The organism is Psychrobacter sp. GP33, from assembly GCF_014119005.1.
Lineage (GTDB): Bacteria > Pseudomonadota > Gammaproteobacteria > Pseudomonadales > Moraxellaceae > Psychrobacter.
In genome coordinates this window covers 254583-267427 of record NZ_JACGYX010000004.1, presented here as the reverse complement: position 1 = coordinate 267427, position 12845 = coordinate 254583, and the positions used below count along the sequence as shown (strand labels likewise).

General features: G+C 41.8%; 9 protein-coding genes. 4 read left to right on the top strand and 5 right to left on the bottom strand.

Annotated features, from left to right (window positions below; translation table 11 throughout):
• Positions 1 to 107: 107 nt before the first annotated feature.
• Positions 108 to 1088: a Holliday junction branch migration DNA helicase RuvB gene (ruvB, locus tag H2245_RS07540; RefSeq protein WP_220464396.1), complete on the top strand. Its 981-nt coding sequence runs from the start codon at positions 108 to 110 to the stop codon at positions 1086 to 1088.
• A gap of 110 nt (positions 1089 to 1198) precedes the next feature.
• Here the strand turns inward: ruvB and H2245_RS07535 are convergent, their stop codons facing one another.
• The 4 genes from H2245_RS07535 to H2245_RS07520 form a co-directional block, all read right to left on the bottom strand.
• Positions 1199 to 2860, bottom strand: coding sequence for an AarF/ABC1/UbiB kinase family protein (locus H2245_RS07535; protein WP_182406767.1), 1662 nt, complete (start codon positions 2858 to 2860; stop codon positions 1199 to 1201).
• A gap of 95 nt (positions 2861 to 2955) precedes the next feature.
• Positions 2956 to 3654 carry a hypothetical protein gene (locus tag H2245_RS07530; protein ID WP_182406850.1) on the bottom strand — a complete coding sequence of 233 codons (699 nt, stop codon included), beginning with the start codon at positions 3652 to 3654 and terminating at the stop codon, positions 2956 to 2958.
• A gap of 177 nt (positions 3655 to 3831) precedes the next feature.
• Positions 3832 to 4638: a bifunctional demethylmenaquinone methyltransferase/2-methoxy-6-polyprenyl-1,4-benzoquinol methylase UbiE gene (gene ubiE / locus H2245_RS07525; protein WP_182406849.1), complete on the bottom strand. Its 807-nt coding sequence runs from the start codon at positions 4636 to 4638 to the stop codon at positions 3832 to 3834.
• A gap of 363 nt (positions 4639 to 5001) precedes the next feature.
• Complete coding sequence (locus tag H2245_RS07520) at positions 5002 to 5715, bottom strand: FFLEELY motif protein (protein WP_182406766.1); 714 nt, start codon at positions 5713 to 5715, stop codon at positions 5002 to 5004.
• A gap of 298 nt (positions 5716 to 6013) precedes the next feature.
• Here H2245_RS07520 and H2245_RS07515 point away from each other — a divergent pair, with 298 nt between their 5' ends.
• Positions 6014 to 7816, top strand: coding sequence for an ATPase (locus tag H2245_RS07515; RefSeq protein WP_182406765.1), 1803 nt, complete (start codon positions 6014 to 6016; stop codon positions 7814 to 7816).
• A 593-nt stretch (positions 7817 to 8409) separates the two neighbouring features.
• Positions 8410 to 10014 (top strand): inorganic phosphate transporter, encoded by a 1605-nt coding sequence (locus tag H2245_RS07510; protein ID WP_182406764.1) that lies wholly within the window; start codon positions 8410 to 8412, stop codon positions 10012 to 10014.
• 187 nt (positions 10015 to 10201) lie between these two features.
• Here the strand turns inward: H2245_RS07510 and H2245_RS07505 are convergent, their stop codons facing one another.
• On the bottom strand, positions 10202 to 11926 hold the full coding sequence (locus tag H2245_RS07505) for an aminotransferase class I/II-fold pyridoxal phosphate-dependent enzyme (protein WP_182406763.1): 1725 nt from the start codon (positions 11924 to 11926) through the stop codon (positions 10202 to 10204).
• A 484-nt stretch (positions 11927 to 12410) separates the two neighbouring features.
• Here H2245_RS07505 and msrB point away from each other — a divergent pair, with 484 nt between their 5' ends.
• Positions 12411 to 12833: a peptide-methionine (R)-S-oxide reductase MsrB gene (msrB, locus tag H2245_RS07500; RefSeq protein WP_182406762.1), complete on the top strand. Its 423-nt coding sequence runs from the start codon at positions 12411 to 12413 to the stop codon at positions 12831 to 12833.
• Positions 12834 to 12845: the final 12 nt, after the last annotated feature.

Genomic DNA, 12845 nt, shown 5'->3' with positions numbered 1-12845 from the left:
GTTGAAGCCTCTTTTTCAGCGTTTTTGCATGACTTATTCTGATGGTTTGGTTATGCTGTTTATTACTGTTCTCCTATTTTTCCTCTGACTATATAATGATAAAACCTATGAGCCAAGACCGTTTGATTAATCCGCTAGAAGGGGTAGGTGATGCTCCTGATGCGAATATCCGCCCAGCGTTACTGGCTGAATATATCGGACAGCCTGTGGTACGTGAGCAGATGGAAGTCTTTATTGGTGCAGCGCGGGCACGTGATGAGGCGCTTGATCACACCTTAATTTTTGGTCCTCCGGGGTTGGGTAAAACGACCCTTGCCAATATTATCGCCCGTGAAATGGGTGGTAATTTGCGCTCAACATCAGGACCAGTGCTTGAGCGCGCAGGCGACTTGGCAGCGATGCTCACTAATCTAGAAGCAGGTGACGTACTATTTATTGATGAAATTCATCGTCTCAGCCCCGTGATTGAAGAAATACTGTATCCTGCTATGGAAGATTTCCAGCTTGATATCATGATTGGTGAAGGACCTGCGGCACGCTCGATTAAGCTTGATTTGCCGCCTTTTACCTTGGTTGCTGCTACCACGCGTGCTGGGTTATTAACCTCGCCATTGCGTGATCGCTTTGGTATTGTGCAGCGTTTAGAGTTTTATAATATTGCTGATTTGACCACGATTGTTAGCCGTGCGGCAAGGTTGATGCGTGTGCCAATGAGTGAGGATGGGGCGGTTGAGATTGCGCGCCGTGCGCGTGGTACACCGCGGATTGCCAACCGTTTACTGCGCCGTGTACGTGATTACGCGGAGGTCAGGGGTGATGGCAGTATTAATGGGGTGATTGCAGCAAGTGCCCTCGATATGTTGGCAGTCGATAGACGTGGTTTGGATCATTTGGACAGACGTTATATCGAGATATTGCATGAGCGTTTTGATGGCGGTCCTGCAGGTGTTGAAGCGGTTGCGGCTGCTATGGCGGAAGATCGTGGTACGCTTGAGGATGTGATTGAGCCGTATTTGATTCAGCAAGGCTATGTACTGCGAACTGCGCGCGGACGGGTACTGACACAAATGGCGATTGATCAAATGTAATGGCCGATTTTTTTAAGAAAAAACGCCCATCTTTTAAACAAAGTATGGGCATTTTTTTATCTAAATTATGAGCAGTCTTTAATATTTCTAGCATTCTACAGATTTTAATATTAGGCTAAGATACGCCAAAAAACACTAACTATGGCTAATATATAAAACACAGGTGATAACCAACCGACCACTTGCATAGCGATTGCAATACACAGCACAAAGCCTGCTAATGCTATCCAGTCACGACGGCGATCATTAAGCATGTCAGCACGAATTTGTTGTATTTCTCGCAATTGACTGTCTTGCCTCGAACCTTGTGACGCAAGACTTTGCAAGCCATTATCAAGTAATTTTGGAATATCGGTGGCAGATAGTAACAGCTCTGGTAACCGATCGCGCAGTTGTTGTAAGTTCCGCATCGGGTCGAGTTGCTCTTTTACCCAGCTGCTTAAAATAGGTTTGGCAAGCGCCCAAATATCAAGGTCAGGGTAGAGGTCACGCCCTAAACCTTCGACATGCACTAAGGTTTTTAGCAGTAGCATCAACTGCGGTGGAATGGTCATATGATGACGGCGTGCGATATCCAGTATTTGCATCAATACGCCAGCAAAGTCGATATCGTTAATGGATTTTTGCAACATGGGCGCGACAGTGCGACTCATATCACGCATCAAGGCGTGCTTATCCGTATTCGGTGGTATCCAACCTGCGCGGCTAACAATATTGACCAAGGCTGTAAAATTATTATTCATTACCGCTAGCAGCATGCGCGCCACAATCAGCTGATCGTTGTGAGATAACGTACCCATAATGGCACAATCAAGCCCAATGTAACGTGGCTCATGACCCAAATCTATAGGCGACATCGTAGCATTTAGCGTATGGACGGGCGGCGTTTCAACAAAGACATTACCCGGATGCATATCGGCATGAAAAAAGTTATCACGAAAAACTTGGGTAAAAAATATCGTCAGACCTTTTTCTGCCAATGTAGCGCGGTCGTAACCTAATGTATCAAAAAGCTCAGTTTGAGAGATGGGCACACCCTGTATACGCTCCATTACCATTACATTTTTAGCTGCGTCATAAACTTCTGGCACATACATCAACGTCGAGCCTAAGAAGTTATTACGCATCTGTGTGGTGTTTTCTGCCTCTAAGGTGAGATCCAGCTCATTTAGCATCACTTGCCGATAATCTTCGACAATATCAATAATATGTACCGCGCGTGCTGCTTCGACCCGTGCCGATACCCAATTGGCAATCGTCCGCAGTAGTTCAAAATCTGCAATAATAATGGGTCGAATATCAGGGCGCACCACCTTTACCACTACTTCGCGTCCATCTCTGAGCGATGCTGTATGTACTTGCGCGATGGATGCTGCTGCCAACGGTTTGCTATCAAAACGGGCAAAAAGCGTAGCAATAGATTCACCTAAACCATGTTTGGTATCTTCGATTTGAGTGATGGCAATGTCAACCGGAAAGGGTTTGACTTGGTCTTGTAGCTGAACCAATTGGTTAATAATTTCAGGAGGAACGAGGTCACGGCGGGTAGAGAGCAATTGACCCAGCTTTAAAAATAGCGTGCCCATATCTTCAAGTGCATACTTAATCGCATTTGGCTGATGATTTTTGCCCCAAGCTGCGGGATGCAATCGAATCAGCCGCGCCAATGGTTGCAGCTGCGGCGCGTCTTCTAGCGGAAAGTGAGTATCGATTCGATAGCTTGCCGCAATGCGCCAAAGCTCAAGTAGGCGGGCACGATGAGATAGTAGCATGAGCGTGGGTCACTCTAAATAACTAGCTGTTTTAGATAATACTTCTAAATGGCTATACGAAGAAAGGAAAAATACGATTGTATATTTAATAGTTATTATCGATTATGGCTCAAGCGCGCTTGCTCTGCTTTAATAGCCTGCAATTGTGCCTCTTCACGCTCAGTATCAGCGCGTAGCTTTAATAATTGCTGCTTTAACGCATCAGATTGCGCTCTATCATACGGGTTAGGTGCATGGTTACCTGCTAATTCATTCGCCCAGTCGCTCACATCACCAAAGGCGCGTTTGGCATTTTCGCCAAAGCTACGTTTGAGCTGCGAGATAAGTAGCTGTAATTGGCTGGCAAGCGGCTTACCAATAATAGGCTCCAGCTGTCCTGCGATATCAGGGTCAAAACCAGCAACCAACTGCTTAATTTGCATCAGCACTTTATAATCACCTGCAATCGGTAAGTTACCTTCAGCGCTGCGCATTAAATTAAGCACCTGGGCAAAGTTTTCAACGTTGAGCGTACAGTCAGGTAGGCTATGACCCAAACGTACCCTGTCTTTACTTGCTCGAATGCGCTCATCATTTGTTTGAGCCTGTGCCTCAAACAAATGATTTGTGGTGACAGGCTCAAAACGCACATGCGCATGGTTGAATAAAATATCGACTTGTAGCTCAGGCATCGCTATATTCAGCCGCAATACTTTACCTGTAAGCGGTGCAAGTCCTGCTTTAGTAATCTCGTCGCTGCCAATTGCTATATTAACAAGCTTTTCAGCACCTGCCAAAAGTAATACAGTCAGCATCATATTCTCTCGTATTAAATCTTTAAATGGATTAAAAGCGTGAAATAAAGACAGTCATCTAAGATTTTAAATAGTAAATAAATACATGAATAAGGGCGATACGTTTTATAGCTATCGCCCTTATTTTAAAGCTTTATTAGGATTTCAGGTTTTAAAACCTTAAGGCCACGAAAATGATTATGCTTTAAAGCCGCGATGCACCGCTACGATACCAGCGGTCAAGTTATTAAAATCACAATTTTCAAAGCCCGCTTGTTCCATCATTTGCTTTAACGTCTGCTGATCAGGATGCATGCGAATCGACTCTGCTAGGTATTTATAGCTTTCAGAATCGTTGGCGACAAGTTTACCCATGAGCGGCAATGCGGTAAATGAGTACAAGTCGTAAGCTTTAGATAAAGGTTCAAAGATAGGTTTTGAGAATTCTAAAATCAATAAACGACCGCCCGGCTTAAGCACACGGTGCATGGCACGTAGCGCCGCATCTTTATCAGTCACGTTACGCAAACCAAAACTGATGGTGACTAAATCAAAGCTGTTGTCTTCAAATGGGGCAAGGGTTTCGGCATTGGCTAGGATGAAATCAACGTTATTACAGCCAGCATTAATCAAGCGCTCACGACCAACCTCAAGCATTGCCGCATTGATATCAGATAACACCACATGACCATTTTTACCCACTTCACGGCTAAATACTTTTGCCAAATCGCCCGTACCGCCGGCAATATCAAGCACATGCTGACCTGCGCGCACGCCCGATAAGCTAATGGCATAACGCTTCCATAAACGGTGGATACCAAATGACATAAGGTCGTTCATAATGTCATATTTTTTGGCAACAGACGTAAAGACATCCGCCACACGCGCTTGTTTTTCCGCTTTATTAACCGTTTTATAGCCGAAATGCGTCTTTTCTTCGCCATCGGTATCTGGTGTATGCGGATTATTAATATCGTCGCGCTCATGAAATAGCGCAGCTTTCACCGCTGATGCTTTATTGCTAGCAGTTGTCTCAGACTTACTATCATCAGCGCTGTCGTTAGGCGCAATCGTTTGCTGACCTTGTGGCGTTCCTACTGGCAAGTCTTGCGCTTGCGTAAAGTCATTTGCCGCAGGCGATTCTAACGTTGCACTGTTACGTGCTTGTGCTTTGGCGCTGATATCTTGGCTATGAGCAATGCTATCTTTGATAAGTTTATCTTGAATGTGACCGTTTGCTGTTGCTGATTTTGCAACAGGATTCGATTTATCATGTAAAGTATCATTTGATGAATCAGACATAAGAATATCCGTTTATGTGTTTTTTATGAGTGGTACTATATATAAATGGTGTTATAAAAGATAAGACTATGATACAGCAAATGCCGCAACCTTGCCCTCATTGCCAGCAGCATGAATTTGATCGATAATCAGCAGCTCACGTTTACAGAAGGGTTCAATAAAGCCGCCCACGCTATCAAGTGGTTTCATCGCTTTAAAGCCAGCGTCAATAAAATCATACATCGGCTGGAAATTATGACGATATGCCGTACCTTTCGCCAACGCAAATGCCTTTTTAAGCATAAATGAGTTCAGATATTTATCTGTACGATAGCAGACATCTTTAAGATTGTTAATTTGCACACGGCGTTCAGCCGATTCATCAATCGCTTGATAAGCCGCAAGTATATTTTCCTCATTTACGGGTAAATCTTGGGCAACTAACCACTGCGCTAAATGCATATCCAGCTCAATCGCTAAAATTGCTGCTTGAATTGCTAGGCTACCGGTTTCAAGAACCGTCTCCTTTGCTAAACGTTCAAGTTTTTTGGCTTTTGGTAAAATGCGTTCCAGCTGCTCGGCTAATAATTTAAATTCTCCGCCACCATATAATTGAGTCAGAAAATAATCTGCCATTGGTTTGTTTTTTGGTTGTTCAAATAACTCGCTGTGTGTACGCTGAAGCCGTGCCCGTTGCCAAGTCTGTACTTCAACCAGTTTGGCTTCAAGGGTCGCATCGTTATGATAAGGCAATGCCCAATAACGGGTTAAATGTTGTTGTAATTCAGATAATGCAGACATGGTAGATCATCCTCTATAAATAAGTATGGCTGTTAAGATAAATAATAGTGATACCAAAAAATTGGCGGGCAATTCATATCATGAACAATGATAAAAGTAATAGCTAAAAAATAGACAACAAAAGTAAGTATAAAGCATATTACTATTTTAGTACGCCACCTTAGAATAAAAGTAGGCAGAATACAAATAGCAAATGGTTACATAGCCGCATTATTTATAGTAGCAGTGAATGTTATGATTTATTGATTGCTGACCTAGGACCGTTACTCCTTTGCATCCTCCGCTAGAGAGAATAGCCATGCCAAATAATAAATTAAATAATAACTCAAACAAGAAAGAAGAAAATAAGCTCGCACCTAAAGCCAATAAGGACAATTTACTAGTTAAAAAATTATCATCGTCACCTACTCAAAAACCAAAGCAAACGCTGAACGAATCGTTCAGCATACATGAAGTGAAAGCTCGATTGACGCTTAATCCGCTCAGTCAGTTTTCACTAGGTGAGGATGAACTTAGATTGGCATTGGTCACCGCTCAGTTTGCCTTACGCGCGACTCGCCAGCAAACCTCTCCAGCAACAACCAAACCCACAGGATTACTGGTATTGGTCAATGGTATGGAGCAAGCCGGAAAAGGTACAGCAGTCACCCAGTTACGCCAATGGGTCGATCCGCGGCTGTTAAAAGTTGAGGCAACTATTGGTTATCCATCACTAGCACATCAGCCGATTTGGCAGGCACATATTAAAGTGATGCCACGCCACGGTGACGTGATGGTTTATTTTGGTAATTGGTATGCTGATTTGCTCTACAACGTTATGCGCATGGTAACCAGTAAGAAACTGCCTATCGTAGAATGGCAACATTATTTACAACAGCAACTGCGACAATTGCAAGCCTTTGAGAGTGACCTTGTGACCAACCATACTAAAGTACTAAAGTGTTGGTTTCATGTCGATGCAGCAACCCTAAGTGCGCGCTTACATGATGATGAGGCAGATCCAGAATTCTTATATCAAATTGATTGGAGTGATGAATACATTGTTCAGGAGTTTAATAAGGTTGCGGTTACCCTTTTAAGTCAACAAGGCGATTGGATTATTATTGATGGCAGTGACAAGTCAAAAGCTGCCACCAATTTTTGTCATAAAGTACTACAAGCGATGCAAGCTGCGCTTGCAAGTAGCCAAATGCTCGTTACCGCATACGATTATAGTGATGAAGGAAGCGTGAATACAGAGAATAAGGAGGGTGGTGATAGCAGAGAAAGTAATGAAGAAGAGAGTAACAAAAGTGTTGATACTAATGCTTTACTGTTAGCCGCTGTTAATAAAAATAACGCCTGCTTGGCGTATGAATCAGCGTTATTTATGCCGGTGGAAATACCTAAATTATTAATAGATATTCAAAAATCAGAGATAGATAAATCTGCCTATAACGAGCAGTTGGCGATTAAACAAGCAACGCTTGCTAAGCTTTTACGGGCGCGTGGCAAGCGTCATGTAGTGTTCGCTTTTGAAGGAATGGATGCAGCAGGTAAGGGCGGGGCAATTAAACGATTGGTTGCACCGCTCGATCCTCGAGAATACCAAATTTATAATGTTGGCGCACCCATGCTTTACGAATTGCAGCATCCGTATCTATGGCGATTTTGGACAAAGCTACCCAATGAGCAAACCGAGCGTCTGAGTCGTATCGCTATTTTTGATCGAACGTGGTATGGCAGAGTTCTGGTTGAGCGTATTGAGAACCTCGCCACTCCTAATGAATGGCAGCGCGCTTACGCTGAAATAAATCGCTTTGAGGCACAGTTAAAAGCTGCTGATATCATTGTATTAAAATATTGGCTGGCTATTGATAAACAAGAGCAATTGCAACGCTTTGAAGAACGTGATGATACGCCATACAAGCAGTTTAAATTAACGAACGACGATTGGCGTAATCGTGATAAGTGGCAAGACTATGTACAAGCTGCTGCAGATATGCTGGCACGTACCAGTACAGAGGCGGTACCCTGGTGTGTGGTCGCTAGTAATGACAAGCGCCTTGCTCGTTTAGAGGTACTTGATTATGCTATTTTGCAGCTTCAAAAACAGTTATAAATTAAGTTAATAACCATATTTTGAAAAAAAATTCACCTTCATCATGCATTGTCTGCCTATATTGAATATAATAGGCACGCAATAGCGCACGCAAATTAACAACGTGTCTATTATTGCGTCACTTTATAACCATTTATTAACCAAAGTATCAACCACATTTCCGTGCGTCATCAACGACTGCACAGGCAGTAAAACTTTCAGCTTACAAGACGCTATATTAAAGATATTTGCTAATGAACCGCTTCATAAATTGAGCGTTATCCAGTTTATTATCTATTACTATGTCACCCGCTGGATACATGGTTTTATATTACGTTTTTTAATATATTCTTATAATAAAGCGCTTAGAAATTATTACAAACCATGTTCATATTAAGGCAAATGATTATTTAATACAATTTATGTCATGATTTTATAAGTTTTTATATTTTAATTTTTATATCAAGAGGAGATGATATTGCTTCACTTATGCGATCGAGTCTAAGTCTATCTTACTTCTAATATTAGAATGTTGGTTTATTGATACCGTACACATAAGAGTAATATTATCAATTGCATGTATCTTCACTAAGTTTACGCAAGGCATACCAATTATGGGTATTAGCAATCAGTCTGTAAAATCGGCAAACATCGGTACTATGAAAGTCAATGTATTCTTCGCTTTATTATTAGTCGGGATGACCGCTTATTTCTTGTGGTGGGGTCTTGATTACACGATGCACCAGCAAACCTTATTGTTCGTTATAGCTACCGCATTTGGTATCTTTATGGCGTTCAATATTGGTGGTAACGATGTTGCTAACTCGTTTGGCACCTCGGTCGGTGCAGGGACGTTAACAATTCCGCAAGCACTCGGTGTGGCGGCGATATTTGAAGTATCAGGAGCGGTCCTTGCTGGTGGCGAAGTTACCGACACTATTCGTAAAGGCATTGTTGATTTGGATGGTTACTCTGTAACACCAAATGAATTTATCTATGTGATGTTATCTGCACTTATTGCAGCGGCATTTTGGCTATTGTTTGCCACCAAAAAAGGACTACCTGTTTCAACTACACATGCCATTATTGGCGGTGTAATTGGTAGCTCTATTGTGCTTGGTTTTGATTTGGGTGGCAGCGAAATGGCGCTATCTACTATCAATTGGGCAACGATTGGGCAAATTGCTATCTCTTGGGTTATCTCGCCATTGCTTGGCGGCGTGATTGCTTACTTGTTATATGGTCAAATTAAAAAGAATATTATTGACTATAATGATAGAACAGAAGCACACCTAGTTGAGTTAAAAGACAGCAAAAAAAGTGTCAAAGAACAGCATAAAATATTCTTAGCTGATTTGTCAGAATCAGAACAGCTATCTTATACTTCAGCAATGCTGCGTGACCAAGAAATCTATAAAGACGATGACTGTACGATCGAAGAACTTGAAACGGATTATTACCAAAAACTATATACGCTTGATCGTGAACGTGGTGACTTAGATACACTAAAAGCCCTTAAAAAATGGGTGCCTATTATCGCTGCTGCAGGCGCGGCAGTCATGACGGCGATGGTTGTCTTTAAAGGGCTCAAAAATGTCACTAGCCATATGACTAATCTAAATGGCTTCTTGATTATGGGTATGGTAAGCGCGCTAGTGTGGCTTGCGACCTTTATTTATACCAAAAGTATCCGTGGTAAGCATAAAGAAGATCTTACTAAAGCGACCTTTATTATGTTCAGCTGGATGCAGGTTTTTACCGCGTCAGCGTTTGCTTTTAGTCATGGTTCAAACGATATCGCCAACGCTGTTGGTCCGTTTGCAGCGATTATGGATGTTATTCGTACCAATGAGATTGCCTCACAAGCAGCTGTACCTCCAGCGGTTATGCTGACTTTTGGCGTGGCGCTGATTGTAGGTTTGTGGTTCATTGGTAAGGAAGTAATTCAAACAGTTGGAACAAACTTAGCAAAAATGCATCCCGCTTCTGGCTTTTCAGCAGAGCTTGCGGCAGCAGCAGTGGTTATGGGCGCATCAACGATGGGCTTACCAGTATCAAGTACGCATACTTTAGTGGGTGCAGTATTGGGCATTGGTATTGTAAATAAAGACACCAATTGGGCATTAATGAAACCAATTGGATTGGCATGGATAATCACCCTACCTGCCGCTGCAATCATGTCCGCAGTCAGCTTTATGATTTTGAAACAAATATTCTAAATCATATATTTTAAACCAATTATCTTAAAGACTTATATTTATAAGTTCAAGTTATCAGTTTATAACTTGAACTTACGTAAACCAAAAGTATCTGACACAAAAAAACGCTTATCGGTATTCAGTCGATAAGCGTTTTTTATGGCAGCTATAATAGGGTAGTTATCATTGTTACGCTTTCATCTTATGCTTAAGCACTTAATGACTTGGCTTTTGATGATTCTTTATTTACTAGCTTCTCTGTACCATATTGCTGACGTTTCTTAGCAAAGAAGCGATCTAAACGATCCATGGCGTTTTCTAAGTCATGAACGTTAGGCAGATATACCACGCGGAAGTGATCAGGCGCATCCCAGTTAAAGCCAGTACCTTGTACCATCAGAACTTGTTCTTCATTCAACAAATCCATCATAAATTCCATGTCATCTTTGACCGGATAGATTTCAGGATCCATTTTTGGGAAGCAATAAAATGCGCCTTGTGGCATAGTGCAAGAGATACCTGGAATGGCATTCAAACGAGAGATTGCTAATTCACGTTGTTTAAATAAACGACCTTTTTCTGAGGTCAGCTCTTTCATACTTTGATAGCCGCCCATTGCGGTTTGAATGGCATACTGTCCCGGCACGTTCGAGCATAGACGCATAGAGGCCAGCATGTTTAAGCCCTCAATAAAGTCAGAAGCGTGATGTTTTTTGCCTGATAACATCATCCAACCGGCACGAAAGCCTGCAATACGGTGCGATTTTGAGAGACCATTATAAGACAATACTAATACATCGTCTGTCAAAGTGCTCATCGGCGTATGAACAGCATTGTCATAAAGCACACGGTCATAAATCTCATCTGCCATGATAATTAGGTCATGCTCGATAGCCACTTCAATGATTTGTTTAAGGATATCATCTGAGTACAAGGCGCCCGTTGGATTATTAGGGTTAATAACCACGATGCCTTTAGTTTTGCTGGTAATTTTTGATTTGATATCTTCAATATCAGGATGCCAGTTATCTTCTTCGTTACAGCGATAATGTACCGCTGTACCACCAGCAAGATTCGCCGCTGCCGTCCATAATGGATAATCAGGCATAGGAATCAATACTTCATCGCCATCATTCATGAGCGCTTGCATGGTCATCACGATCAGCTCAGATACACCATTACCTAAATATACGTCCCGTACATCTACTGCAGATAACAGACCTTTTGATTGATAATATTGCAAAACCGCTTTACGCGCTGAGAAGATACCTTGTGAGTCTGAATAACCAGTAGCGTCGGGTAAATTCAATGCTACATCACGTAAGATCTCATGCGGAGCCTCAAAGCCAAATGGTGCTGGATTACCCACGTTGAGCTTCAAAATACGTTGACCTTCTGCTTCCATTTTATTGGCAGCTTGTAGCAAAGGACCACGAATGTCGTAGCAAACGTTTTGTAATTTATCGGATTTTTTTAAAACAGACATAGGTTTACCATCCATCGTTGAACTATTTTGTGAGTTTGCCTGGCTATGTTTTGTTGTTGTGTTATCGCTATTTGCTTGCGTATCTGTAGGAACGGCAAGGGTTACATTCTTAGTATTTGAATCGCTTAGAGTTGTCATAGTTACCTTCTTATTGTTTTCGATAGACGCATTCTTTGCATCATGAACAGGGCGATCGTCACTACTATTTGCATTGATATCGCCTCGTAATAAATAACCCTCACTACAGCCTAAAATACGCGCAAGTATCGGCAACTTTGAGGAAACAATACCGTTGGTGCCACGTTCCCAGTTAGAAATAGCACCGCGACTGACCTTAGTGCCCGCTTTTGTCATTGCTTGTGCCAGCTGCTCGGCAGTCAGCCCCTTCTCACGGCGCAAGTGAACCAACCGCTGAGCTTGACCCATCTTATCCTTATCAGTATTCATAATCGTTAAAGCCTTTTATGCAAACTTAGCAAATCTTGATGCTACCAAACCCACCATTATGAGAGTCACTATTGTGATCACTTACATTTCAACATATCGTAAGTATCTACTATCAATAGTGACTTATCTACTTCTAAATTAATTGATAACGCTAAGGCAAGATAAACTTGCTTTACTGCTTTCATTGCAAGATATTATTGCAATTTTTTATGATAAGCAAGCAACATTTTGTAATAAGTCTCTCTAAAATGCAAGATATACTTTCATTCGAAACGTGTTTATTATTCTTGATGAGATAGCAATACAAGGTATGATAAATACTCTAAAGGTAGTCATTTTAGTTATAAAAATACGAGAGTAAAAATCTACGTGGGGATTTGGTAAAAAGTAGTTATAACGCATTGCGTCTATAAGCGTGAATGCGTTATCTTGATAAATAGTAGGCTTTAACTCCACACTCATTCTTATTCGAAAAGGAAAAATCATGCAAGACAGTCAACTTACTAAAGAAGAAATCGCTCAATTAACAGAAGCGGATTGGAAACAACGTCTTAGTGCTGACGAATATCATGTCATGCGCGAAAAAGGTACAGAGCGTCCATTTACTGGTGTCTATAATGATAATAGTGCAAAGGGCATCTACCGCTGTAAAGGCTGTGGCGCTCAATTATTCGACTCTGGAAGCAAGTTCAATGCCAGTTGCGGCTGGCCAAGCTTTGATCAAAGCATTGATAACAGTGCTATTAATGAGCACGTTGATAACTCATTAGGCATGACACGTACTGAAGTGACTTGTAGTAACTGCGGCGCGCATTTGGGTCATGTATTCCCTGATGGTCCACGTGAGACTACAGGTATGCGCTATTGTATCAACTCAGTTTCTATTGATTTAGACCAACAAGAATAATAGTCAGTAAAA

Bases quoted from the DNA above. Each gene is read 5' to 3' on its own strand.
- ruvB (WP_220464396.1), top strand. From the start codon at position 108: ATGAGCCAAGACCGTTTGATTAATCCGCTAGAAGGGGTAGGTGATGCT.
- H2245_RS07535 (WP_182406767.1), bottom strand. From the start codon at position 2,860: ATGCTACTATCTCATCGTGCCCGCCTACTTGAGCTTTGGCGCATTGCG.
- H2245_RS07530 (WP_182406850.1), bottom strand. From the start codon at position 3,654: ATGCTGACTGTATTACTTTTGGCAGGTGCTGAAAAGCTTGTTAATATA.
- H2245_RS07520 (WP_182406766.1), bottom strand. From the start codon at position 5,715: ATGTCTGCATTATCTGAATTACAACAACATTTAACCCGTTATTGGGCA.
- H2245_RS07515 (WP_182406765.1), top strand. From the start codon at position 6,014: ATGCCAAATAATAAATTAAATAATAACTCAAACAAGAAAGAAGAAAAT.
- H2245_RS07510 (WP_182406764.1), top strand. From the start codon at position 8,410: ATGGGTATTAGCAATCAGTCTGTAAAATCGGCAAACATCGGTACTATG.
- H2245_RS07505 (WP_182406763.1), bottom strand. From the start codon at position 11,926: ATGAATACTGATAAGGATAAGATGGGTCAAGCTCAGCGGTTGGTTCAC.
- msrB (WP_182406762.1), top strand. From the start codon at position 12,411: ATGCAAGACAGTCAACTTACTAAAGAAGAAATCGCTCAATTAACAGAA.